This is a genomic window from Archangium primigenium (assembly GCF_016904885.1).
In the GTDB taxonomy this organism is placed as follows: Bacteria; Myxococcota; Myxococcia; order Myxococcales; family Myxococcaceae; genus Cystobacter; species Cystobacter primigenius.
The window spans coordinates 1,935,471-1,958,977 of the sequence record NZ_JADWYI010000001.1; the positions used below are offsets into that span (position 1 = coordinate 1,935,471).

18 protein-coding genes are annotated in these 23,507 nt (G+C 72.0%); 11 read left to right on the plus strand and 7 right to left on the minus strand.

Annotation, left to right across the window (positions count from 1 at the left end; translation table 11 throughout):
* Positions 1-7: 7 nt before the first annotated feature.
* Entirely contained in the window at positions 8-1,828 is a 1,821-nt protein-coding gene (locus I3V78_RS08275) for an AMP-dependent synthetase/ligase (protein WP_204485774.1), read from the minus strand.
* Between the two features lie 97 nt (positions 1,829-1,925).
* A complete protein-coding gene (locus tag I3V78_RS08280; protein ID WP_204485775.1) occupies positions 1,926-2,351 on the minus strand; it encodes a hypothetical protein in 426 nt (141 codons plus the stop codon).
* 84 nt (positions 2,352-2,435) lie between these two features.
* Here I3V78_RS08280 and I3V78_RS08285 point away from each other — a divergent pair, with 84 nt between their 5' ends.
* On the plus strand, positions 2,436-2,684 hold the full coding sequence (locus I3V78_RS08285; protein WP_204485776.1) for a hypothetical protein: 249 nt from the start codon (positions 2,436-2,438) through the stop codon (positions 2,682-2,684).
* 3 nt (positions 2,685-2,687) lie between these two features.
* On the opposite strand, the gene I3V78_RS08290 is transcribed toward I3V78_RS08285, so the two are convergent.
* Positions 2,688-3,272, minus strand: coding sequence for a GAF domain-containing protein (locus I3V78_RS08290; protein ID WP_204485777.1), 585 nt, complete (start codon positions 3,270-3,272; stop codon positions 2,688-2,690).
* Between the two features lie 350 nt (positions 3,273-3,622).
* On the opposite strand from I3V78_RS08290, the gene I3V78_RS08295 reads away from it, so the two are divergent.
* Positions 3,623-4,792 carry a phospholipase D-like domain-containing protein gene (locus tag I3V78_RS08295; protein WP_239576346.1) on the plus strand — a complete coding sequence of 390 codons (1,170 nt, stop codon included), beginning with the start codon at positions 3,623-3,625 and terminating at the stop codon, positions 4,790-4,792.
* On the opposite strand, the gene I3V78_RS08300 is transcribed toward I3V78_RS08295, so the two are convergent.
* A complete protein-coding gene (locus I3V78_RS08300; RefSeq protein WP_239576347.1) occupies positions 4,793-5,458 on the minus strand; it encodes an endonuclease III domain-containing protein in 666 nt (221 codons plus the stop codon).
* A gap of 111 nt (positions 5,459-5,569) precedes the next feature.
* Between I3V78_RS08300 and I3V78_RS08305 the strand changes: the two genes are divergently transcribed.
* Positions 5,570-6,415, plus strand: a complete 846-nt coding sequence (locus I3V78_RS08305) for a hypothetical protein (RefSeq protein ID WP_204485779.1) — start codon at positions 5,570-5,572, stop codon at positions 6,413-6,415.
* A gap of 3 nt (positions 6,416-6,418) precedes the next feature.
* Here I3V78_RS08305 and I3V78_RS08310 read toward each other — a convergent pair whose 3' ends face one another.
* The gene (locus tag I3V78_RS08310; RefSeq protein WP_204485780.1) at positions 6,419-6,922 is read right to left on the minus strand and encodes a GNAT family N-acetyltransferase; all 504 of its coding nucleotides are present in this window, start codon (positions 6,920-6,922) and stop codon (positions 6,419-6,421) included.
* 176 nt (positions 6,923-7,098) lie between these two features.
* Here I3V78_RS08310 and I3V78_RS08315 point away from each other — a divergent pair, with 176 nt between their 5' ends.
* From I3V78_RS08315 to I3V78_RS08345, 7 genes are all read left to right on the plus strand, one after another.
* Positions 7,099-7,785, plus strand: a complete 687-nt coding sequence (locus I3V78_RS08315; protein WP_204485781.1) for a GIN domain-containing protein — start codon at positions 7,099-7,101, stop codon at positions 7,783-7,785.
* Positions 7,786-7,890: 105 nt separating this feature from the next.
* On the plus strand, positions 7,891-8,955 hold the full coding sequence (gene argC / locus I3V78_RS08320; RefSeq protein WP_204485782.1) for an N-acetyl-gamma-glutamyl-phosphate reductase: 1,065 nt from the start codon (positions 7,891-7,893) through the stop codon (positions 8,953-8,955).
* Positions 8,952-9,800, plus strand: coding sequence for an acetylglutamate kinase (argB, locus tag I3V78_RS08325; RefSeq protein ID WP_204485783.1), 849 nt, complete (start codon positions 8,952-8,954; stop codon positions 9,798-9,800). The genes argC and argB overlap by 4 nt, the downstream gene beginning before the upstream one ends.
* Positions 9,801-9,900: 100 nt before the next feature.
* A complete protein-coding gene (locus I3V78_RS08330; protein WP_204485784.1) occupies positions 9,901-15,294 on the plus strand; it encodes a hypothetical protein in 5,394 nt (1,797 codons plus the stop codon).
* 36 nt (positions 15,295-15,330) lie between these two features.
* Entirely contained in the window at positions 15,331-17,007 is a 1,677-nt protein-coding gene (locus I3V78_RS08335; RefSeq protein WP_204485785.1) for a hypothetical protein, read from the plus strand.
* 46 nt (positions 17,008-17,053) lie between these two features.
* Complete coding sequence (locus I3V78_RS08340; protein ID WP_204485786.1) at positions 17,054-17,668, plus strand: RedB protein; 615 nt, start codon at positions 17,054-17,056, stop codon at positions 17,666-17,668.
* 20 nt (positions 17,669-17,688) lie between these two features.
* The gene (locus I3V78_RS08345) at positions 17,689-19,146 is read left to right on the plus strand and encodes a methyl-accepting chemotaxis protein (protein ID WP_239576348.1); all 1,458 of its coding nucleotides are present in this window, start codon (positions 17,689-17,691) and stop codon (positions 19,144-19,146) included.
* Between the two features lie 20 nt (positions 19,147-19,166).
* Here the strand turns inward: I3V78_RS08345 and I3V78_RS08350 are convergent, their stop codons facing one another.
* Positions 19,167-20,570, minus strand: coding sequence for an HTTM domain-containing protein (locus tag I3V78_RS08350; protein WP_204485788.1), 1,404 nt, complete (start codon positions 20,568-20,570; stop codon positions 19,167-19,169).
* On the minus strand, positions 20,563-21,783 hold the full coding sequence (locus I3V78_RS08355) for an imelysin family protein (RefSeq protein WP_204485789.1): 1,221 nt from the start codon (positions 21,781-21,783) through the stop codon (positions 20,563-20,565). Before I3V78_RS08355 ends, I3V78_RS08350 begins: the two co-directional genes overlap by 8 nt.
* A gap of 176 nt (positions 21,784-21,959) precedes the next feature.
* On the opposite strand from I3V78_RS08355, the gene I3V78_RS08360 reads away from it, so the two are divergent.
* On the plus strand, positions 21,960-23,438 hold the full coding sequence (locus I3V78_RS08360; protein ID WP_239576349.1) for an NHL repeat-containing protein: 1,479 nt from the start codon (positions 21,960-21,962) through the stop codon (positions 23,436-23,438).
* The last annotated feature ends 69 nt before the right edge of the window (positions 23,439-23,507 follow it).

Below are 23,507 nucleotides of genomic sequence, written 5' to 3' on the forward strand. Positions count from 1 at the left end.
CACCGCCCTAGTCACCGCCGCCCTTGGCGAAGAGGGCCTCGATGACCGGGGCGTAGTGTTCACTGACCACGTGGCGCCGCACCTTGAGGGAGGGCGTCAGCTCGTTGCGGTCGATGGTGAAGTCGTGGGCGAGGATGGCGAACTTGCGGATGGACTCGGCGCGCGACACCGAGCGGTTGGCGCCCTCCACGGCCTGCTCCACCTCGGCGCGCAGCGTGGGGTCCTCGGTCAGGGCCTCCAGCGTCTGGCCTTCCTTGCCGTTCTTCTTGCACCAGTGCGTGAAGGCCCCGGGGTCCAGCGTCACGAGCGCCGCGACGAACGGCTTGCCCTCGCCCACCACCATGGCCTGGCTGACGAGCGGGTGCTCGCGGATGCGGTCCTCCAGGGGGCCGGGCGCCACGTTCTTGCCCGCGGCCGTGACGAGGATCTCCTTCTTGCGGCCGGTGATGCGCAAGAAGCCCTGGGCATCCAGGCGGCCGAGGTCGCCCGTCTTGAGCCAGCCGTCCTCGGTGAAGGCGTTCTTCGTGGCCGCCTCGTTGTGCCAGTAGCCGCGCAGCACCTGGGGCCCCTGGACGAGGATCTCCCCGTCCTCGGCGATGCGCACCGTGGTGCCCGCCACCGCCTGACCCACCGTGCCGATGCGATTGGCGTGGTCGGCGTTGACGGTCATCACCGGGCTCGTCTCCGTCATGCCGTAGCCCTCGAGCACCTTCACGCCCACGCCGTTGTAGAAGTGGTTGAGCCGCTCCTGCAGCGGCCCGCCGCCCGACACGAGGAAGCGCAGCTGGCCGCCGAGGATGCGGCGCAGCGTGGCGTACACGAGCCGATCGAACACGGCGTGCTTGATGCGCGTGACGAGCCCCAGCCGACCCTCGGCGCGATCGCGCGAGTACTGCACGGCCGTCTCCACGGCCTGGTCGAACACGCGCTCCTTGCCGGCCTGCTCGGCCTTCTGCCGCGCCGTCTGGAACACCTTCTCCAGCACGCGCGGCACGGTGCCGAACCAGGTGGGCTTCACCAGGGCGAGCTCCTCCACGAGCTTGCCGGCGCTGGTGGCGAAGGCGATGGACACGCCGCGCTCCACGGACGCGAGGAAGAGGATCTTCGCGAGCGCGTGGGCCAGGGGCAGGAAGAGCAGGGTGCGATCCTCTCCGCTGAACACGCGGCCCACGTGGTCGAGCACCTGCAAGGAGTTGACGCGGATGTTGCCGTGGGTGAGCTCGCAGCCCCGGGGCCGACCGGTGGTGCCCGAGGTGTAGATGAGCGTGGCGAGGATCGCGGGGGTGAGCGCCGCCAGTCGCTCCTCGAGCCGGGCCTCGTCCACCGCGTCGCCGAGCTTCTGCAGATGCTCGAGCGCGGCCTGATCGATGACGAAGGTGTGCTGGCACTCCGGCAGCCGGTCTTGCGCCTTGCGGTAGAGGGCGTGCAGGGCATCGGTCTCGAAGAAGGCGATCCGCGCGCCGCTGTCCTGGAGGATCCACTCCACCTGATCCGCGGACGAGGTCTCGTAGATGGGCACGGTGGTGGCGCCGGTGGCGAGGATGGCGAAGTCGAGCAGCGCCCACTCCACGCGCGTCTTGGACATGAGGGCCACGCGCTGGCCGGGCTCCACGCCGAGCGAGAGGAGGCCCCGCGCCACCCGGCGCACCGTGTCGACGATCTCCTTCACCGTCAGGGGCTCGAAGCGGTCGCCCACGCGGCGCGAGAACAGGACCTTGTCCGGCGTCTCGCGCGCGTGCTTCAGCAGGGGCTGGAGCAGGTGGCCGTCCGGGGGAAGGGACACGTGACCCTGTCCCGCGAATTCCTTGAGTTGCGAGGTGTCGCTCATGGGCGGCGGACCCTACTACGGTCGACGCGCCGCGGCGCTCCGAAATGCCGCGGAGCGTCGAAGTGAGAATTCCCGAGGGATGAGACGCGGGCGGGGCCTATCGCCGCGCGAGGATGCGGCCCTGCCCGTCGAGGGCGTACTCAGCGCCCGCGTCGGGAACGGCGAAGCCCGGTGCGCAGGTGGACAGGTCGGGAGAGAACAGCACGAAGATGAGGTCCTCGCTCGCGCGCATGACCACGGTCCGGTAGTTCTCCCACCGCGCGAGGCACTGGAACTCGGGACCTTCCAGGTCCTCGGCGCGCACATGGGGCGGGAGGTAGTCGTTCATCGCCACGGACAGGGCCCTCATCATGGCCCCATCGAGGCGCGTCCCACCTTCATAGGTGTCGGGGAAGGTGATGGCCGCGGCGGCCTCGGGTGGGGCGTGGTCGGGCTTCGAGTGCTTGTAGTAGCCGAAGTGACCGAGCAGCGCGCAGCCCGGGACGAGGCTCACGCAACCGAGCAGCAGGAGCAGGCGCTTCATGGATACTTGCTTGTATCAGGCTCAGCGCTTCCTCAGATGTCGGATGCGGCTGGCGCGTTCCCGGACTCGGGATAGCCTCGGCGCGTGAATTCCGACATCGTCATCCTGGTCGTGGGCGCGGTGCTCATCCTCGCGTTCTTCTACTGGTTCCTGCACCGGACCGAGGCGAGCCGCCTGCGCGATCAGTACTTCCTGCACATCCACCAGCCCCGCGCCGAGGCCGAGGCCTCGCTCGCCCGGCACATGGCCCGCGCCCAGGAGCAGCACCCCGGCAAGTCCGAGGCCTGGTACCTGCGCAAGATCCTCAATGACCTCCGGCGCGACCGGCGCTGAGCCTCAGCGCGTGCCCGTCGCGCAGATGGCCATCATCGTGCGCAGGTCCTCGCGCGTCTGGGCCATGGCCTCGCGCCGCAAGTCCTGGCGCAGCGCGTTGGACAGCGAGCGCGACAGCGTCTTGATCACCGTGAGCTCCGCGTCCGGCCAGCGCCGCTCGCTCTTGCAGTCGTCCAGCCGCAAGAAGCCCCACCAGGGCGCGTTCACCGTGCCCACGTTGATGGGGCTGAGCAGCACCGAGCGCACCCCTTGCGCCTCCAGGTTCACGTTGAGCGAGCCCGGCACGTTGCGCGTCAGCTCCCACAGGGGCTGGCCCCGCGAGAGGATCTCCACCCAGCCGGGCATCTGATCCCTCAGCGGGAAGGTGCGCAGCAGGGGCGGCATGGGCGCCGAGCCCCAGGCGTGCCGCAGGGGCGCCAGCCGCTTGCCGGGCATCGTCTCGGTGCTGTTCTCGTAGATGAGCGCCCGATCCACCCCCAGCGCCCGGCCCACCAGCTCCAGCGCCTTCGTCACCGCGGGTCCCGCGAATCCTTGCTCCACCAATAACTTGGAGGCTTCGGTCACCTTCGCGAACGCTTCGACGGACATGGTGCTCTCCGGGGGTCGAGGGCCAACTCCGGGGCGATGGACAGCCCGCGAGATGCCAATTTCTTGACAGGAACAACCGGATTAAACGGGAAAAGCAGACGAGTGTCAATGTGGGCACTCCTTTCTCGCTCCATGCGAAATCGCGAGCACTCCGAGAGGAAAAAGGGGGCCGGGTGGCGGCGCGGTGCACGTGCACGCTGCGTGACAAGAGGGCTTCCGGCGGCGGGCGGCGTTCATACCTTTGTCCGGCCATGGATTCTCCTTCCTCGATTTTCGACACCTCCCCGTCGGCGCTGGTCCGCTGGGAGGATCCCAACACGCAGAACGATCACAACGAGATGCGCGGACCCATGAGCTTGCCTCCGGGGTTCGAGGCCTTCAGCCACGCGCTCTACCAGTCCACGTGCCTGCGTCCCCAGCCGGGACACCAGGTGGAGCTGGTGAACAACGGGCTGGTGTTCGATCAGATCTGCGACGCCATCCGCAAGGCCAAGGAGTCGGTGCACATCGTCGTCTTCATCTGGCGCAAGTGCGAGCCGTCCGACCGCATCGTGGAGGCGCTGCTCGAGCGCGCCAAGGAAGGCGTGTCGTGCCGCGTGGTGGTGGACCCCTGGGGCAGCGAGGTGGAGAACTTCGGCCCCACGGTGGAGCAGCGGCTGCGGCAGGGCGGCGTGGAGGTGCACTACTTCCGGCCGCTGTCGGAGCGCTGGCTGGGCCGCATCTTCGGGCGCACGCACCACAAGCTCGTCATCGTGGACGGCAAGGTGGGCTTCACCGGGGGCTTCGGCATCTGGAAGTCGTGGGTGGGGGACGGCCTGTGCCCCACCGAGTGGCGCGACACCAACGTGCGCGTGGAGGGCCCGTCGGTGCACGAGATGCAGCTGGCCTTCGCGCGCATGTGGCAGGAGTGTGGCGGCGCGCTGCTGCCGGAGAGCTGCTTTCCGCCCCTGCCGGCGCGCGGCAACGCGCACGCGAGCTTCATCGAGAGCTCGGGCGTGTCGGGCATCTCCGACGCCGAGCGCATGCTGCGCATGGTGTTCGCCGCCGCGCGCGAGCGGCTGTGGATCTCCAACGCCTACTTCACGCCGCCCAAGGCCATCCTGGAGCAGCTCCTGGAGAAGCGCCGCCAGGGCGTGGACGTGCGGGTGCTCGCCGCGGGCCCGGTGCATGACTGGCGGATCGTCCGCGCCTCCCAGCGCGCCACCTACGAGAAGCTGCTCAAGGGCGGCATCCGCATCTGGGAGTACCAGCCCTCCATGCTGCACTCCAAGACGGTGCTCGTGGACGACTGGCTGGGCGTGGTGGGCTCCACCAACCTGGACGCGCTGTCCCTGCACCGCATGCGCGAGGGCTCGCTCGTGGTGGCCGACCGCAACCTCGCCACGGGCCTGGAGGCGGGCTGGCACCAGGACATGAACTGCGCCAAGGAGATCACCCTCAACCGCGGCGGCCGGGGCCACACCAACCCCTGGCGCCGCTTCGCGCGGCGGGTGACGCAGCTGCTCGCGCTGGACCGCTAGTCACACGCCCACGCGGGGGCACATGGCACGCACCGGGCACGTGGCGCAGTGGGGCCGCGTGCCGGTGCACACGTGCTTGCCGAAGGGCACCAGCAGCCGGTTGAGCTCCACCCAGTGACGCCGGGGCAACTTCGCCTCGAGGGCGTCCAGGGTGCGCTCGGGCGTGCGCGCGTGCACGTAGCCCCAGCGGTTGGTGACGCGGTGCACGTGGATGTCCACGCTGATGTACTCCTGACCCCACGCGACACCGAGCGCCAGGTGCGCGCACTTGGGCCCCACGCCGTGCAGGGAGCGCAGCACTCGCGCGTCCGCCGGCAACGTCCCCCCGAACTCCTCCACCGTCCGGGTCGCGAGCGCGTGGATCGTGCGCGCCTTGGGCTCGGGGAAGGTGACGGGCCGGATGAGGGCCTCGATGCGCTCGGGGCCGAGCTGGCGCATCGCCTCGGGCGTGGCGGCGCGGGCGAGCAGCTGGAGCGACACCGGCAGGGACACCTCGTCGCGGGTGCGGATGGACAGCAGGCAGGCGACCAGCTGCTCGAAGAGGCTCGCGTGCCCGCGCTCCGCCAGTTCGAACATGGCGGCGGCCGCGTACCCCTGGATGGCGGTGCGCACCCGCTCCAGCGCCGTGTCGATGTCGAAGGGCTCCCAAGGACCTCCTGACGCCATGTCCCACCGTCCTTTCCCCGGGAAGCATGGTGACTCCGGGCGTCGGATGGAAGAGGTGACCGGCGCGGTCACCCGTGCTGCCCTGGAGGTCGGGCGTTAGAATGGCGCCCCATGAAGCACGCCCGTCGGTTGTTGCTCGCCTCGCTGCTGGCCCTGTCCGCCTGCGAGGACTCCTCCCCGGACCCCACGCCCCTCCCGGATGCTGGCGCCGCCGCGGACGCGGGCGTGCCGCCCGGCACGCCGCCCGGAGAGCCCGTGCCGGACGCGGGCACGCCGACGACGAACGTGCCCCGCTTCGAGCACTACATCCGCCGTCAGCCCTATCCCCGCATGGTCCTGGAGGTGGACGGGTGGGGCGGCTACACGCCCACGGCCTCCGTGGCCGACAAGCTCACGAAGGGACTGCTCGGCATCCTGGACAAGGAGAGCGTCGAGGTCCGCGTCGACCAGGCCTTCCCCGGCAAGGGCAAGGACCATGCGTGGACGAATCAGGAGTTGCTCGCGCTCGCGGAGGAGACCGGCACGCTGGAGGTGCCCGTGGGCACCATCAAGCTGCACGTGCTGCTGGTGGATGGGCACTCGGCCATGGACACGGACCAGGGCCGGGTGCTGGGCCTGGCCTTTCCGTGGACGCACCTGGTGCTCTTCCGCCAGACCATGGACACGCTGTGCAACAAGGGCTCGCCGCTCAACCCATGCGCCAAGGCGGAGCTGGGCGTGTGGGCGCACGAGGTGGGGCACCAGTTGGGCCTGGTGAGCAACGGCCTCGCCATGAGCACGCCCCACAAGGACGAGACCCACGGCGCCCATGACGCCAGCGACACGTGCATCATGTACTGGGCCTACGAGGGCTCCAGCGGCCTGGCGGATCTCATCGGCCTGTTCGGGGACGCGCCCAACCTGGGCTTCGACGCGGCCTGCCTCGCGGACCTCGACGCGGTGAAGAACCGGCCCTGAGCCTTACCCGCCCGTGCCCAGCTCGAGCGTGTACCAGCGATCGCACCCGAAGTGGCCCGTGGCGCCCAGGGGCGTGTCGCGCGGCTGGAAGCCCAGGCGCCGGTAGAGCGTCTGGGCCTGGGTCATGCCCGCCAGCGTCTCCAGGTAGCAGGTGCGGTAGCCCGCCTCCCGCGCGAAGGCGAGGCACTGGCGCAGCATCCGCTCGCCGAGGCCCCGGCCGCGCGCCTCCGGGCGGAAGTACATCTTGCGCAGCTCGCAGATGCCCGGGATGCCCCCGTCCAGCGGCGCGATGCCCCCGCCGCCCATCACCCGGTCCGCGTCGTCCACCACCACCCAATAGGCTCGTCCCGGCAGCGCATAGGCGGCGCTCAGGCCGTCCACCTCCACGTCGTGCAGGGCGAAGCCCGGGCCGTCGGCGCCGAACTCGGGCATGACCGCGCGGATGACCGCGGCCATCGCCTGATCGTCCCGCGCCTGGATGGGGCGGATTCTCCATTCCGTGCTCATGAGCGGGCACGCTTTCACGGCCTTCGTTCAGAGGCCAGCGCTCCGCGCGTTCCCTATCCGCCGGCCTGCCCCCGGGGACCTTCCCGAATCCGCGCCCCGGGGAAGATTCAGGCCCGGAGAGGTCGTGTCCGCTCGCACTGGCGCGGGCCCGCGGGCTCTCCGGGGGGACGTCGGTCATGCGGATGCGCTCGTGGAGTGCCCGGACGCGGGTGTGGGCGGGAGTGGTTGGGTTGGCGCTCACCGGCTGCGGCGAGGAGGGCGGTGCGCGGGACCATGGCAGCGGCCGCATCGTGGACAAGGAGCTGGCGGTGACGGGCTTCACCGGCGTGCGGGTGAGCTTCGGGGTGCACGCGGACATCACCGTGGGCGAGCCCGAGCGGGTGGTGCTGCGCGGGGACGACAACCTGCTCGAACGGCTGCAGCCCAAGGTGGTGCAGGGCCAATTGGTGCTGCAGCGCGACGCGCTCTGGGAGCAGAACCCGCCCACGCCCACCGAGCCCCTGCGCCTCACGGTGGTGACGCCGCGCTTCAACCGGCTCCAGGCGAGCGCGGGGGCGCGGGCGCGGGCGGTGGGGGTGGACTCGGCGGACTTCGCGCTGGACGTGAGCAGTGGCGCCCAGGTGGCCCTGGCGGGCGAGGCGGGCCGGCTCTCCCTGGAGGCGTCGAGTCAGGGGGACGCGGACCTGCGCGAGCTCGTGCTCCAGGAACTCCACGTGCAGGCGAGCAGCGGGGCGCGGGTGCACGCCAACGTCACCGGGGCGGTGTCGGGCGAGCTGTCGAGCGGCGCGCGGCTCGTGTGCGAGGGCCAGCCCGAGGTCCGCCTGGTGTCCACGTCGAGTGGTTCGGACGTCAACTATCCCTGAGCCCGGCGGGTGTCCGTGGCCCACCGTGTCATCGCGGTGGGGTGGATTCCCCGGCGGGGCGCCTCTATACACCCGCCCGGGAAGTCCCACTCGGAGACATCGCACATGGCCAACAAGGTCAAGGCAGTCCTCATCGGGGGTACCGGCTACGGCGGATCGGAGATCCTCCGTCGGCTCCTCTTCCACCCCCATGTGGAGGTGGTGCGCATCACGTCGGTGGACAACATCGGCAAGAAGGTGGGCGACGTCCATTTCAACCTGGCGGGGCTCTCGGAGCTGACCTTCCAGGAAATGCCCCCGGTGCAGGCCGTGGCGGGCGCGGACGTGGCCTTCCTGGCCATGCCCCACAAGGCCACCGCCAAGGTGGTGATGGACATCCTCGACTCGGGCGTGCGCATCGTGGACCTGTCGGGCGACTTCCGGCTGGAGGACGCGGCGGCCTACGCGAAGTACTACGGCGCGGAGCACCCGGCGCCGCACCTGCTCACCAACAAGGCCTTCACCTACGGCCTGCCCGAGCTCAACCGCGAGGCCATCCGCAAGGCGCGCTACATCGCGAGCCCCGGCTGCTTCGCCACCACCATCACCCTGGGGCTGATGCCGCTGGCGCGCGCGGGGCTGCTCTCCGGCGCCATCCACACCGTGGCGGCCACGGGCTCGTCCGGCAGCGGCGCCAATCCCCAAATCACCACGCACCACCCGCTGCGCGCCGCCAACCTGCGCACCTACAAGCCGCTGGAGCACCAGCACGTGCCGGAGATCCTCCAGACGCTGCGCGCCGCGGGGGCCCACGCCCAGACGAGCCTGGAGTTCGTGCCCGTGTCGGCGCCGCTGCCGCGCGGCATCTTCGCCACGTCCTTCGTGGAGGTGCCGGCGACCACCACCCAGGAGCAGCTCACCCAGGCGTGGAAGGACACGTACGCGAACGAGCCCTTCATCCGCATCATCAGCGGAGGCCGTCAGCCCGAGGTGGTGGGCGTGGCGGGCAGCAACTACGTGGAGGTGGGCTTCACGCTGGGCCCGGTGACGGGGGCCACGCGGCGCGTGGTGTGTTTCTCGGCGCTGGACAACCTGGTCAAGGGCGGCGCGGGCCAGTCCATCCAGAGCTTCAACGTGATGATGGGCTGGGACGAGCGCCTGACGCTCGCCGAGCCGGGGCTGTGGCCGTGAGCGGACTGGCGGACTTCCGGGGACGTTGGTTCGTGGTGAAGATCGGCGGCGAGCTGGCGCAGGACCGGCCCCGGCTCGCCGCGAGCGTGGGCGCCGCGGTGCGCGCCTTCCTCGACGCGGGCATCCGCGTGGCCGTCATCCACGGCGGCGGGCCGCAGGCCACCGAGCTGCAGAAGAAGCTCGGGCTGGAGCCGCGGATGGTGGCGGGGCGGCGCTACACGGACGAGGCCACGCTCGAGGTGATGAAGATGTCGCTGGCGGGGCAGGTGTCCGTGGACGTGGCGGCGGCGTTCCGGCTCGCCGGGGTGCCCGCCCTGTGCACCACGGGCATGTCCGCGAACTTCGTCGTGGCCCAGCGCCGACCGCCCCGGGTGATGAGCGGCGCGGGTCCCGAGCCGGTGGACCTGGGCCTGGTGGGAGACGTGGTGAGCGTGGACACGGAGGCGCTCGGGCGCGTCGCGGCCGCGGGGCTGGTGCCGGTGCTGGGCTCGCTCGCGGGAGATGCCCAGGGCCAGGCGCTCAACATCAACGCGGACACGGTGGCCACGCGCGTGGCGGCGAAGCTGGGCGCGGCCAAGCTCTTCCTCGTGTCCAACGTGCCCGGGGTGCTCGCGAACAAGGACGACCCGTCCACCCGCCTGCCCACGCTCACGCCCGCGCAGGCGCGCGAGAAGATCCACGCGGGCATCATCCAGGGCGGCATGATCCCCAAGGTGGAGGAGAGCCTGGAGATGCTGCAGGAGGGCATCGAGGCCATCCACATCGTGGGCCTGTCGCCGCCGGACGCGATCCTGCGCGAAGCCGAGCGGGCAGGCAGCCACGGCACGGCCTTCCTGCGGGAGTAGGGGGGCGGGCGTGCGTCCGCGGGGGCGTGTGCGCTAGGCTGGCGCGCACGCGCCTCGGTCGTGGTTGGTGGGGGGGCGCCTGCGAAGGGGTTGTCCCGTCATGTATTGCGCGTCCTGTCGGCAGGAGCGGCTGGGTGGCCAGCTCTGCGCGGCGTGCGGCGAGTCCATGGAGTCGCGTTCACGCGAGACCCTGGAGCTGGAGCTCGCCCATATCGACTTCCTGCTCGAGGAGCTTCCGCACTGGGACACCGCGTCCGTGCCCTCTGGAGCCCTCCGCTACCTGACCCAGCGCTACGAGCGGCAGTGCCGCATCCTGCGGCTGGTGCTCGAGGGCCAGCCCGCCGCGGCGCGTGTCATGGCCCCGGAGCCGGCGCCGCCCGTGCCCGCCGTGGAGCCGACGCCGCCCGCGCCCGTCATGGCCGCTGCCCCGGTCGAGCCGCCTCCCGCCGAGGCGCCGTCCCCCGCGGCGCCAGAGGAGGCGTTCTCCTACGCCGCGTTCCGGGCCGAGGCGGCTCAGGACGAGTCGGCCCAGGACGACGCACGTCAGGAGGTGCCCGAGCCGCTGCCCCTGCCTCCGGTGACGACCGAGCCCCTGTTCGACGTGCCGGTCCGCCGCGTTCGCACCGCGCGCCTGGTGGAGGAGGTGTCCACCTGGAACACCATCTGGAAGCCCTTCCTCTACGAGAGCATCGGCTGGTTCATCGGCGCCTTCCTCATCGTGGCGGGCTCGCTCTACCTGGCCTTCGAGAGCTGGGCCGGGCTCACGTCCTCCTCGCGGTCCCTGGTCGTCTTCGGGATGACCGCGGGCTACTCCTCCGCCTTCTCCGTGTGTGGCGCGCTGATGTGCCGCCGCGACACGCTCGCCAGCGCGGGCCGCATCCTGGGCCTCATCGGCGCCGCCGTGGCGCCCTTCGCGGGGCTCGCCCTGGGGCCCGTGGGGGGCCTGGGCATGGCGGGCCTCTCGCCCCTGCTGCTCGTGCCCCTGCTCGTCGGCTGGTCCCTGGCCTCCGCCCGGCTCGTGCGCGGACCGGCCGAGGCCTTCGACACGCCCTCGCGACGGCTGCTCCAGGGCGCCCTGGTGGGCACCACGCTGATGATGGGCCTGGCGCCGCTGTTCGCGCGAATGGGTGCCCCGGCGTTCTGGCTCCAGGCGCTGCCGTGCGCCTTCTTCGCCGTCCTCGCGCGCCAGCCCCTCGACAAGCCCCGAGCGGGTCCGGCGCTCGCCTTCGTGCTCGGCTCGACCGCGTACCTGACGCTGCTCTTCGGCGCGCGCCTGCACCTGGCGCTCGGCGTCGAGGGCCTGCCGCCCGCGTTGGGCAGCTACGCCCCCTTCCTCGCCTTCCTGCTCGTCACGTGCTTGCGCTTCCGGACGGAGGAGACGGACGCGCCCGCGGACACGCTGTCCGTGAGCGTCGTCGCCCTCCAGGTGGGTTGTGGGGTGATGGCGAGCACGGGCGCGCCACCGGCCTTCTTCCTCACGGCGCTCACGCTCGTCTGGACCGCGCTCGGCCTGTCCCGGGGGGATGCGCGCCGCCTGCCGTGGCTGTACGCCGTCTACGCGGGGGCCTGGTTCGCCTACACGTCCGGGGATCAGCTCCTGCCCGAGGGACTTCGCGCCGCGCTCGCGACCTTCCGGGACTCCTGGTTCAACGACGCCTCCGAGATGCAACTGCGCGCGTTCTCGGCACTGCCCTTCCTGCTGGCGGGCGCCGCCGGAGCGGCGTGGCTCTTGTCGCGCGCGAAGCCCGCCGACGCCGATGCGGACGACGAGGCGCGCGCGGACATCCTCCTGCGCGCCACGGCCGCGGCCGGCGGGCTGATCGCCCTCACCAGCCACGCGGGCTCGAGTGCGCCCGTGGCCCTGGTGTGCTCGCTCGCGGTGCTGGCCCTGGGCGTGGGTGTGGGCTGGCGCTTCGAGCGGCCCTACCTGTCGCTCGTGGGCGCGGGCTGCTCCTTGCTGCTGCCGTTCTCGCTGTCAGGCGTGTTGGGCAACGCCGGTGCGTCGGTGGCCTGCGGGGCGCTCGCGCTGGGGTTCGCGGCGCTCTACCCGGTGTCCTCGCCGGGGGCCCGCCAGGGCTTCCACGCGGCGGCCGGCTGGCTGGCCCTGGTGGGCTTCAGCCTGTCCCTGGGCGCGGGCGCCCGGGTGCCCGCCGTGGCGGGCATGGCCTTGTCGGGCGCGGCCGTGCTGCTCGTGGCGTGGCAGAGGGCCAACCCCCAGCTGCTCGCGCTGGCGGCCTGTGTCGCCGCGGCCGTGGTGCCCAAGATCGCGAGCTTCCTGGGCCCGAACTGGGTGCCTCCGGCGATGGCCCTGGCCGCCTGTGGCCTCGCGGTGCTGAGCGGGCGCGCGGAGCGCCTGCGGCTGCTGGCGGTGTCCGGCGTGGCCTACGCGCTGCTGGGCGTGGTGTGGGGCTTGGGCGAGCGCGGGCCCTGGTTCGGCGTGACCGTGGCGCTGGCCTCCGCCGCCGTGGCACAGGCCTCGCGCCTGTTGCCGAAGGTGCGTCCGCTGGCGGTGGTGCTCGGGGGCGTCGCGCTGATGCCTCGGCTGGGCGGCGCGACGCTGTGGCCCTGGATGACGCCGGGGCTCTCCATGGCCCTGTTCGTCCTGGGCTCCCTGGGCGCGTCGGTCGTCGCCGCGCGCCGGGGCCGGAGCCCCAGTGCGTCCACCGCGGGCGTCACGGTGCTCGTGCTGACCCCGTGCCTCCTGCTGCTCGCGGGTCGGCCGTTGTCCACCGGGCTCGTGTTCGGCGGGATGCTCGCGGCCCTGTTCACCGCGCGCGCGCTGAATCCGTCCGTCGCCGTGGTGTCCGCGACCCTGTGGCTGGGGCTGCTGGCGAAGCACTGGCTCGGCGAGCCGTGGGGGCTGCTGCTCGCCACGGTGCTCAGCGTGCTCGCGCTGTTGGATTCGGTCCCCGCGTTCTCGCGGATCTTCGCGGGCGGGCGCCGCTTCGCCCATGTCGCCACCGTGTGCGCCATGGTCGTGCTGGGCGGGGTCTGCGTCGTGGGCGGAGGAACCACCACGGCGCCCTGGGCGCTCCTGGCCACGCTCGTGCTGCCCTGGATGTGGACGCGGGCCAACCGCGAGCCGCTGCTGGCCACCTTCTCGCCCCTGCTGGCCCTGGTCGTGCTGCACGCGGCGTCCCCGCGGCTCGACTTCACCTGGCAGGCGCTGCCGTGGCTCTGGCTCGCCCTGGTGCGGGCCGCGCGGCAGTGGCTCCCCGTGCGCCGCCTGTTGCTCGGCCGGGGGGAGGACACGGACCTGGAGCGGCTGTCCGTCGGGATGCAGGGGGCGCTGACCCTGATGGGGGCCTTGCTGGTGACGCGAGGCGCCGAGGCGGTGCGCGAGGCTTTCCCCGTCATCGCCGCGCTCGTGTTGTTGCCGGGAGCCCACCCCTCGGTGCGCGTGGGCTTGGGCACGGCCCTCGTGAGCTTCTTCCCGCCCCTGCGGGTACCGGCCCTGGGGCTGCTGCTCGCGTTGGGTCTGCTCACGCACCACGTGCCGCTCCGGGTGGCGCGCTTCTTCCGGGCCGCCGAGGATGCGTGGCTGCGGCCCGTGTCCGTGGTGGGCGCGCTCGTGCTCGCCGCGGTGCCCCTGCTGACGGGCCCCTCGCCCCAGGAACTGGTGGTGCTGGCGGGGGTGCTGCTCCTGGGCGCCTTCCTGCTGTCCCAGGCGTGGATGCTGACGGTGTCGCTGCTCATGCTCGCGAGCGCGTCGTTGGGCCGCACGGCCACGCACGGCTTCCTCGAGTGGCGTCCGGGCGCGGCCCTGGCCTTCGTGGGCGTGGCGTTCGGCGCGGCGCTCGTGTCGGCGCTGTGCCAGCGGGGTGGGGTGCAGCGCGCGCTGAAGCAGGCGGCGGCGCGGCTGTCTCCGGGCCTCGACACCACGTGGAGCGAGCCCTTGTGGGTCGCGGGCGTGCTCACCCTGGGCGTGCCCGTGATGCGCTCGCTCGGCATCGGGGACTTCGGCGGCCTGCCGCTGCACGTGGCGGCGCTCGGCGTGCTCACCGCGCTCGTGTTGATGGTGGCGCGTGAGCGGTGGATGACGAACGTGGCCACGGCGCTGCTGGGTGGGGTGCTGGTCGCGGCGGTGCCGCCCGAGTGGGCACCGGCGGTGCTCGCGGGCACGGGACTGCTCCTGTGCATGGCGGGCACGTGGCTGGAGAACCAGGACCTGGAGGTGGGGGCGGCGCTGCACCACTCGGGCTGGGTGATGTCGCTCGTGTCGGTGGGGGGCCTGAGGAGCCTCACGCACCCGGCCATGCCGCTGTGCATGCTCTTCGCGCTCGGCTCGGCGTGGGCGGTGGTGTACCGGCGCCGCGAGCGCGAGTGGGTGGGGTGGATCGCCTCGCTCGTGGCCGAGCACGCGCTCTTGCTGCACGTGGGGGCGGTGAACTCCACGGGCAGGGGCGCGGCGCTCATCCTGCCGCTGTTCGGCGCGGGCAGCGCGCTCCTGGCCTCGGCGGCCCTGCGCTTCGCGGGTGAGCGCATGCGCCGGGTGATGGGCCATGCCTTCGCGGTGGTCGCCATGGGCGAGGTGGTGCTCGGACTGGTGCTGGTGTCCGGCTCGCCGTACTCGGTGCGCGGGGCGGTCATCGCGTGTGGCGCGCTGGCGGTGCTCTGCCTCGCGCTGGTGCGCCGTGGCATCCGAGAGGAGGACGAGACCTCGGCCTTCCTGGCGCAGGCGACGCTCGCGTCTGGCTACCTCGCGGCGCGGTTGCACGCGTGGGGCTCGGGGCTGGGCACGGAGGACAGCGTGGTGGCGCTGGTGGGCGGCGTGCTCTTCTCCGGGCTGTATGTCCTCGCGCGGCGCGAGGGGGCGGGGCTGCCCGCCTTCCGTCGGCCGGCGTTGTGGGGCGCGTTCCTCTTCCCCATGGCGGGCCTGCTCACCGCGCCGTGGCACCAGCCGATGGTCGCGGCGGCGCTGCTCGTGGGACACTCGGCGCACTTCGCCACGCTGGCGGTGCAGCCGTCGCAGCGGGGTGTGGGCTCGCTCCTGTCGGCGGCGGCCTTCAACGCGGCGCTCCTCATGCTCTGGCTGGGGGCGGGGGCGGACGATCCCCGCTTCGTCATCATCCCCGCGGCGCTGTCGATGCTCGTGCTGCTGCGGGTGTTCCGCGACTCCATGGCGCCGGAGACCCAGGTGTGGCTGCGCGGGGCGGTCATCACCTGCGTCTACGTGTCGTGCTCGTGGCGGGCGGTGATGTTCCCGGACGTCCAGACGACGCTCTCGTGCGTGGCGGTGTGCGTGGTGGGCGTGGTGGTGGGCGTGGCGCTGCGCATCCGCTCCTACGTCTACCTGGGCACGGCCTTCATGGTGACGTGCGTGGTGGCCAACCTGGTGCGCTTCGGCACGCGGGATCGGCACGTGGGCGCGGCCTTCCTGACGGTGCTCGGCCTGGGCGTGGTGGCCTTCATGGTGCTCTTCACCGCCAAGCGCGCCGAGCTGCTCTCCCGCTACGAGCGGGTGCGCGCGATGCTCGACACCTGGGAGGGATGAGGGCCCAGGATGATGTCTCGCTTTGGAAAGGTCTCCATGCTCCGCTCGTTCTCGACGTTGCTCCTGTGCACGGCGGTCGCATGGCCCGCCCTGGCCGAGGAGGGGGATTCGCGCAAGCAACTGTTGGGCGAGTCCGTCTCCCGAGAGGACTTCGGCGCGTTCCAGCGCCACTTGAGCCGCCTCACCTCGCCCACCGGTGAGGCGGATCCGCCGGACGCGCAGTCCCTCGTGGCCCGCTGGTTCCAGCCTCCTCAATACCTGCGGGACCCGAACCTGGTGCCCGCGAGCGAGGCCCGGCTCCAGAAGGCGCTCGCGCGCACGCGCACGCTCCTCCTGCGCAACGCCTACGAGCAGCTCCAGCTCGAGGCCGCCTTCGCGCCCCTGCCCAACCTGGAGGGCGTGACGCCCGAGCTGCGCGCGCTCTCGCTCAAGGACGACAAGGGCCGGCCCGTGGCCTTCACCCCGAACGCGCTCGCGCCCATCGAGGCGGGCCGCCTGCTCGCCTCGGGGGCGCTCTCGCCGGACGTGGACCTCCAGGGCTTCTCCAAGTGGAGCGGCACCGCGGAGGTGGTGCTCGCGCTGCCCGCCGTGTCCGAGCCGGTGCGCTTCGAGGCCAAGGACGTGGGCCAGACGACGCAGGGCTTCACCCTGGAGGCCTGGGGCGCGCGGGTGCAGGTGCGCTACACCCCCGTCGCCGGGCGGGAGGCCACCTTCCTCGCGTTCGCGGACAACGGGCTCGTGCTCGCGCCCATCAAGACTTCCCGGCTCGCCGTGGGTGAGCGCGACCTGGCGCGCCAGCTCTCGCGCCAGAAGTGGGAGGACGTCCCCGAGCGGCTCGATGCTCCCGACGAGGACGACGCGGTGGTGTTGACCTGGGACTACAGCGCGCCTCCCGCGCGGCTGGACGTCTTCGTCCCGGGTGCACCCGTGAAGCGCGTGGTGAAGCTCAAGCTCGTGTCGGCCGACGAGGACACGCCCGCCGCGACCCTGGAGGAGCCCGCCCCCGAGCCCCGGTGGTGCGCGCTGGACGCGGCGGCGCTCTCGCTGGCCGTACGGGTGGACGCGTCGCGAGCGCGGGGGGAGCGCTTCGGCACGCCCGTGCTCTTCGTGCGCCTGCCCGCCTGCGACGAGGGCGCCTTCGCCGAGGTGCGGCTCGAGGGCCTGAAGTACCTGACCGCCGCGGGCGAGGCCCTTCCCGAGGTGCGGCTCCAGGAGGAGGGCTTCCAGCACGCCTCGTTCTCGGTGCCGGTGTCCTTCTCCTCCGCGCTGCCGACACGCTCCCCGGAGCCCGTGTTCAAGCGGCTCGCGCGGGTCCGAGGCGAGGTCCGCGTGCGCTGGCCCCGGGTTCGGGTCGTGGAGCTGTCACCCAAGGCGCCGCGGGCCGACGGGGTCCGGGCCACGTTCGCGGGCAAGACGGTCACGCTGGAGCAGGACTCGCCCTGGGCCGAGCGGAGCCTCGTGCCCGTGGGCGAGGCCCCCGCCTGGGTGCGCGACAATCCCCTGTTCCTCGGCGCCGCCGGACAGGTGCTCTCGGGCGAGGTGAAGCCCGCTCGCACGGAGGGCAAGGTCACCCGGCGCGAGTACCACTTCGACACACCTCCCGCGCGTGTGCGGTGGCTCCACGCGGCGGAGGTCCTCCCGCTCTCCGTGCCGTTCGATGTCACCATCCCCCCGCCGCCGCCCGAGCCGCGCGGGTCCGGGCCCCTCCATTGATGCGCGTGCGCCGTTCTGGTGAGATCTCGCGCCAGGGGGTGGTTCCATGCTGTCGCGTTCACGGGTGGTCGGAGTGCTCGTGCTCTGGTGTGGCGCCGTGGCGGGGGGCCTCGCGCTCCAGTGGCGCTATGACCACACGCCCGGGGCGCGGGAGGACTCGCCGGGCGAGTGGCCCCGGACCGAGGTCCTGACGCGCGGGCCCACCGGCCTCACCCTGGTGATGCTCGCCCATCCGCGCTGTCCCTGCAGCCGCGCGAGCCTCCAGGTGCTCGCGTCGGTGATGGAGCGGGCGCGCGGGCGGGTGTCCGCGCATGTCCTCTTGTGGGTGCCCGGACGGGGGAACGCGGATTGGCACGAGGGCGAGCTGTGGCGGCGGGCCCGGGAGATTCCCGGCGTCCAGGTCCACGCGGATGTCGAGGGCCAGGAGGCGCGGCGCTTTGGCGCGCTCACCTCGGGCCACACGGTGGTGTACGGCGCGGACGGGCGCCTGGTGTTCTCCGGGGGTCTCACCCCGGCGCGCGGTCAGCCGGAGGAGGGCGCGGGCGCGGAAGCCCTCCTGGCGCTCGCGCGGCGTGAGGTGCCGGGGGAAGCCCGCGCGGACGTGTACGGCTGTGGATTGCGTGCGCCCGGGGCGCGCGCCCGGGAACGGGGGAGCCCATGAGCATGGAGTCCAACGCATCGATGTCGGAATGGACGAAGCACCGCGCCCAGGAGCTGTATGAGGCCCAGGAGCTCCAGCTCCACACGAGCACCGACCGGATGTTCGCGGTGCTCATGGGCCTGCAGTTCGTGGCCGGGCTGCTCGCCGCGCTGCTGCTGTCTCCCCGGACGTGGACGGGGGCCGAGAGCCAGACGCACCTGCATGTCTACCTGGCGCTGCTGCTCGGCGGGGCCATCAATGGCGTGCCCGCCTTCTTCGCCCTCGTCCACCCGGGCAAACCCCTCACCCGGCAGGTCATCGCGGTGGGCCAGGCGTTCGCCTCGGCGCTGCTCATCCACCTGATGGGCGGGCGGATGGAGACGCACTTCCACATCTTCGGCTCGCTCGCGTTCCTCGCCATCTACCGGGACTACCGGGTGCTCGTCACCTACTCGCTGGTGGTGGCCATGGACCACCTGGTGCGCGGCTACGCCTTCCCGCTGTCCATCTACGGCACGCTGGGCGTGGGCCCGTGGCGCTGGCTCGAGCACACCGCCTGGGTGCTCTTCGAGGACGCCTTCCTCATCCAGGCGTGTCTGCGCGGCGTGCGCGACGCCCAGGCCACGTGTCTGCAACAGGCGTCGCTGGAGGCGACCAACACGCTGCTCATGCGGCCTTTGCGCGAGTCGGTCGGCCTCTTGTCGGATGCGTCCCAGGAGCTGACGGCCTCCACCTCCGCGCAGCGCCAGGCCCACACGCGCCAGGCCGCGGCGCTCCAGGAGGCCCAGGTGACGGCGAAGGAGATCCAGGTCACCAGCGCCATGGCCGCGCAGAAGGCCGAGGCGGTGCTGAAGGTGACCGAGCGCGCGGACACGATGGCGCGCGCGGGCGAGCAGGCCGTGGAGGCGTCCCTGGGGGGACTGGCCGACATCGGCGAGCGGGTGCGGGCCCTCTCCGAGCACATCGTGCGGCTCAACGAGCGCACCCAGCGCATCGGCTCCATCACCCACACGGTCAAGAGCCTGGCGGACCAGAGCAACATGCTGGCGCTCAACGCCGCGGTGGAGGCGGTGCGCTCGGGCGAGCACGGCAAGGGCTTCGCGGTGGTGGCGCGGGAGATCCGCAACCTGGCCAACCAGTCGCTCACGGCCACCGGGCGCGTGAGCGACGTGCTCGAGGAACTCTCGAGCGCCATCCGGGAGACGGTGGCCCTCTCGGAGACGGGCGCGCGGGAGGTGGAGGAGAGCCTCGGGCGCACCCGTGCCTCGGGGGAGACCTTGCGCGAGCTGTCCGGCATCCTCAAGGACAACGCCTCGTCGGTGCGGCAGATCACCGCCGCCGTGAGCCAGCAGAACCTCGGCGTCACGCAGATCTTCCAGGCCGTCACCGAACTGACGGCGACGATGGACGAGGCGCTCGAGCGGCTGGACTCCACGGACCGCGCCGCCAGCTCCCTGCACGAGGCCTCGGGCCGCATCGCCGAGGTGGTGCACGGCTGAGCCCGCTCGGGCCGGACGCGCTAGCTGGAGCCGGGCCCCGCTCCCCGGGTTCGGGCCGCGCGCAGACGCACGGGCGGTCCCTCGGGGGCGGGTTGGATCCACGGCTTGGGCGCCAGGCCCTCCTCCACGCGCGCCAGATCCACCTGGGGGTCGAGGAAGATCTCCGCCGGCCGGCCATTGAGGGACACGCGCGCATCGGCCCGGACCTCCACCGGCCCGCCCGCCCGGGCCGCGTAGTCCCGGGCGATGCGGTGGGCGAGCTGGAGGATGAGGTCGGGCTGCACGGACATCTCCCGCTCCTGGAGCCGGGTGAGGTACGCGCTGGGCGGCACGTGCCACTCGCGGCCCGTGCGCGGATCACTCACGAGGAACAGCACGCTGCCGTTCTTCTCCCGGGCCATCACCCGCCAGGAAAAGCGCATGCCCTGCTCGTGCCACAGCACGTTGCCGCCGTAGAAGTGGGTGCGCAGCGGGAGGACGAGCTGCACCAGTCCATAGGCCACCGCCACCCCCAGTCCCACCCAGGCGCCACGTCCGGGACGCGGTGGGGACGGCGGGGCGGGAAGCTCGGGGGCCGCGCCGCGCGAGCGCCACGGGCGCCGGGGCCAGGACGGGTCGAAGAAGACGAGCGCCGCGGTGACCATGATGACGGGGAACATGCCGATGGGGAACAGCGCCGCGGTGGCCGCGTGGAAGCCCACCACCGCCACGTACGCGAACGGGCGCGTGCGCCGCGCGAGCAGGAAGGCGACGATCGTCGTGTCGAAGAGAAAGCCGCTCCAGGCCGCGACGTAGGCCACCCAGCGCTCATCCAGCAGGGGGCCCACGAGCGGCAGGCCCGTGCGCGCCGACAGCCAGATGTGCAGCGGCTGGGCGTACAGCAGCCAGTCGCCGGAGAGCTTGGCCAGCCCGGCGAACACGTAGACCACGGCCACCTGGAAGCGCAGCAGGTACGTGCACCCCGCGGGCAACCACGACTGGCGTAGGGCGGGGCGCCGCCAGGCATCCACCGAGAAGGCGCGGTGGGCGGGCACCGCGCACATGAGCCCTAGCAGCAGGCTCACCAGGTAGTAGTGGTTGAGGTAGTTCGTCACGTCCAGGAGCTGCACGTAGGTGAACGTGACGAACAGCAGCGCGAGCGACAGGCGGTAGAAGGCGCCCGCCGCCACGCACAACCCCAGCACCGCGAGCCCCACGAACACCCACCGCATGCCCTCGGGCGAGGGCGCGGTCAGTCCGTCCAGGCCCCAGTAGGTGAAGCGGATGCGCGAGCGGTTGAAGAGCTCCTCCACCCAGCCATAGGCCAGGAAGCGCACCGCCGACACCGTCACCAACAGGCCGAGCGCCACCCGGAAGGCCACCAGCGCCGCGATGTCCTTCGGCGCGAGCAGCCAGGCCCAGAGGCGCGAGGCCGCCTCAGTCATTGTCTCCCTCGAGCGTGCTCGGCAGCTCCAGGTCCAGCACCGACACGAGCTCCGTCTTGAGCACGTCGGTGACGCCCTTGACCCGGTCGTACAGGGTGCGCACCGACGCCTTGTCCTTCTCGAGCGCCTCGTGCAGCGTCGGGGCCTGGATGGCGTCGAGCGCCGCCTGGGCCGAGACCAGCCGCTCGCGCATCTTCGTCGCCAGCGCCTCGGAGCCGGCGGCCGTCAGCACGTCGTCGAACCCCACGCCCTCGTAGTTCGTCCCGCACCCCTCGAAGACGCGGCGGAAGCCCTCCAGGTTGGCGCGCAGGTTTGCCTTGGTGCGCCGCGCGAACGGGGACTCCAGGGCCTCCGGGCAGATGTTGCTCTCGCAGTCGCGCAGGCCCAGCGGCCGCGCGAGCTTCTGATCCTTCACGATGCCCTCGAGGTAGAACAGCGCGTCGCTCAGCGCGTTCATGCCCAGCTGCGTCGAGGGGTACACGGCGTTGCCCGAGCCGGCCGTCGCCAGCGTGCGCTGGAAGTCGCCCCCGCCCGCGTCCCAGGCCCGCACGAGCTCGTCCGCGCGCGCGCGCACGTCGGTGGCCAGCACCCCGGCATAGGCCCGCTTGCGCGCCTCCCGCTCCGTCTCGGACAGCGCCGCCCACGAGCCCGAGGACACGATGGGCGAGGACGCGCCGCACGCGGTGTCCGCGCCCTCGTAGTAGAAGAGGTACTCGAGCACGAACAGCCCGCGCCGCGTCACCAGCGTGGTGTTGAAGCCCGAGGCCTCATAGCCCTTGGAGACGACCTGCTCCTCGATGCTGCAGCGGTTGATGAGCGGCCACGAGTAGATGTTGTCCCGCACGTCGCCGCCACCGGGCTGGCTGCGCGGGGCCGCCGGGCCCACCTGCATGACCTCGAGCTGTTGCCACGTGTCCATGGCCCGCCCATAGGCCGTGCGCACCGCGTCGCGCGTGGTCGCGTCCGGCCCCGCCGCGTACGCCTGGGCCGCCTGCTCCAGCGCCACCGCCCGCGTCTGGAACTCCCGCGCGGTCGTCAGCACGCACGTGCCCGCGGCGCTCAGCAGCTCCGCCCGCACCGTGTCCGTCCCCGCGGGCGGCCGGGGTTTGCTCGTCGACTCGCGGCAGGCGGGCAGGGCGGTGAGCAGCGTGACGACGAGCGCCACCGTCCTGCGCGGAGGCGCGGACGGGGCGGAGATTCGGGGCTGGGTCATGCCCCGCGATTTATCAGTACGAGTTGCAACTGACAACCATTATCAAAATCAGAATCCTTGACGGGCAAAAACTGCCCAGGCTATCAAGCGCTCGCTTTTTTGTCGCATTACGAATTGTTTCAAGCTCCGGAATTCCGGAAAGGCTGGCTTAAATGCGGAACACTCAGGCGAAGGGTATGCGGTTGGCGTTGTCGAGCGTGCTGATGCTGGGCACGGCGCTGACGTATGGCCTGGGCTGTGGCGGGGACGAGGCAGGCGGCGAGGACAACAACCCCCCGCAGAACCCGCCGGCGGCGGAGCCGACCCCCGACTCCGGTACGCCGGGCACGCCCGACTCGGGCACGCCCACGACGCCGCCGGCGCTGGCCAATGACACGGACCTGGCGATCGTGCGCCTCAACGCGGATGGCAGCCTCGACACCAGCTTCGGCACCGGCGGCATCGCCCGCCTGGACATGGGCCCGGGCGCCAGCAGCGCCAAGGACGCGCTCTGGAGCGCGGCGCTCGACGCCTCCGGCCGCGTCATCCTGTTCGGCTCGAAGAAGGGCAGCGGGGACCGCATCGACGCGGACCGCGTCATCGCGCGGCTCACCCCGGCCGGTGCGCTCGACAAGTCGTTCGGCACCGACGGCTACAACGTCCTCAACATCGGCAACCTGGCCGACCAGGCCCGCCACGGCGGGGTGGATCCGGACGGGAAGATCGTCGCGTCGGGCTACACCAGCCAGCCGACGGGCGTGGGCGTGCAGATGGCCAACCGCATCGTGCTCACGCGCGTGGACGCGGACGGCAAGCTCGACAACACCTTCGGCTCCAAGGGTGTGGTGAACTCCGCGCCCCTGCTGCCCGCGGATCCCCTCAACCAGGAGTGGGGCTTCGCCGAGGCGTACGCCGCGGGCCACCAGTCCGGCAAGTACGTCACCACGGGCTACGGCCGCTCGGCCGCCACGGGCACGCTGGACGTGGTCACCTTCCGCTACGGCGCGAACGGTCGGCTCGACCGGACGTGGGGCACCGACGGCGCCTTCGTCCTGGACGTGGCGGGCGGGGACGATCGCGGCCGTGACCTGACCGTGCTGCCGGATGACCGGGTGTTCATGGTGGGCAGCACCGTCAAGACCACCAACAACGTGGACGCCCTGGTGTTCCTGCTGACCAAGGACGGCCAGCGCGACACCCGCTTCAGCTCGGGCTCGGACGCCTTCAAGTCCTTCGACTTCAGCCGCACGGACGAGGCGTTCTTCAAGTCCGCCGTGTCCAAGGACGGCAAGTGGGTGGCCGCCGCGGGCTACACGGGCAATGGCGCGAGCGCCGCCGTGGATGACGCCCTGCTGTTCATCGCGCCGGTGAACCCCGCGGATGGCGCTGAGTTCGCGCAGCCCGTGCCCCTGTCCAACACGGGCAATGACCGCTTCTGGTCCGTCACCTTCGATGCCGCCAACAAGGTCTACGGGGCGGGCTTCATCAACGAGGGCGGGGACCAGCGCTTCGCGGTGGCGCGCTTCAACACGGACGGCTCGCGCGACACGACGTTCGGCACCGGCGGCCTGGTGACCGTGAACGTCATCGCGGGCGGCACCGAGGAGGCCGTGCGCGCGGTGCTCGTGCAGGCCGATGGCAAGATCGTCCTGGCGGGTGTCGCCGAGGCGAAGTAGTCCTCCCCGCGGTTCGCGAAGCGATCTGGAGCCGGTGCGTGGTGCCTCCCGAGGAGGCGCTCCCGCATC

Bases quoted from the DNA above. Each gene is read 5' to 3' on its own strand.
- I3V78_RS08275 (WP_204485774.1), bottom strand. From the start codon at position 1,828: ATGAGCGACACCTCGCAACTCAAGGAATTCGCGGGACAGGGTCACGTG.
- I3V78_RS08360 (WP_239576349.1), top strand. From the start codon at position 21,960: ATGCGGTTGGCGTTGTCGAGCGTGCTGATGCTGGGCACGGCGCTGACG.
- I3V78_RS08345 (WP_239576348.1), top strand. From the start codon at position 17,689: ATGTCGGAATGGACGAAGCACCGCGCCCAGGAGCTGTATGAGGCCCAG.
- I3V78_RS08300 (WP_239576347.1), bottom strand. From the start codon at position 5,458: ATGGCGTCAGGAGGTCCTTGGGAGCCCTTCGACATCGACACGGCGCTG.
- argC (WP_204485782.1), top strand. From the start codon at position 7,891: ATGGCCAACAAGGTCAAGGCAGTCCTCATCGGGGGTACCGGCTACGGC.
- I3V78_RS08305 (WP_204485779.1), top strand. From the start codon at position 5,570: ATGAAGCACGCCCGTCGGTTGTTGCTCGCCTCGCTGCTGGCCCTGTCC.
- I3V78_RS08290 (WP_204485777.1), bottom strand. From the start codon at position 3,272: ATGTCCGTCGAAGCGTTCGCGAAGGTGACCGAAGCCTCCAAGTTATTG.
- I3V78_RS08350 (WP_204485788.1), bottom strand. From the start codon at position 20,570: ATGACTGAGGCGGCCTCGCGCCTCTGGGCCTGGCTGCTCGCGCCGAAG.
- I3V78_RS08295 (WP_239576346.1), top strand. From the start codon at position 3,623: ATGAGCTTGCCTCCGGGGTTCGAGGCCTTCAGCCACGCGCTCTACCAG.
- I3V78_RS08315 (WP_204485781.1), top strand. From the start codon at position 7,099: ATGCGGATGCGCTCGTGGAGTGCCCGGACGCGGGTGTGGGCGGGAGTG.
- I3V78_RS08310 (WP_204485780.1), bottom strand. From the start codon at position 6,922: ATGAGCACGGAATGGAGAATCCGCCCCATCCAGGCGCGGGACGATCAG.
- I3V78_RS08335 (WP_204485785.1), top strand. From the start codon at position 15,331: ATGCTCCGCTCGTTCTCGACGTTGCTCCTGTGCACGGCGGTCGCATGG.
- I3V78_RS08280 (WP_204485775.1), bottom strand. From the start codon at position 2,351: ATGAAGCGCCTGCTCCTGCTGCTCGGTTGCGTGAGCCTCGTCCCGGGC.
- I3V78_RS08340 (WP_204485786.1), top strand. From the start codon at position 17,054: ATGCTGTCGCGTTCACGGGTGGTCGGAGTGCTCGTGCTCTGGTGTGGC.
- I3V78_RS08330 (WP_204485784.1), top strand. From the start codon at position 9,901: ATGTATTGCGCGTCCTGTCGGCAGGAGCGGCTGGGTGGCCAGCTCTGC.
- I3V78_RS08355 (WP_204485789.1), bottom strand. From the start codon at position 21,783: ATGACCCAGCCCCGAATCTCCGCCCCGTCCGCGCCTCCGCGCAGGACG.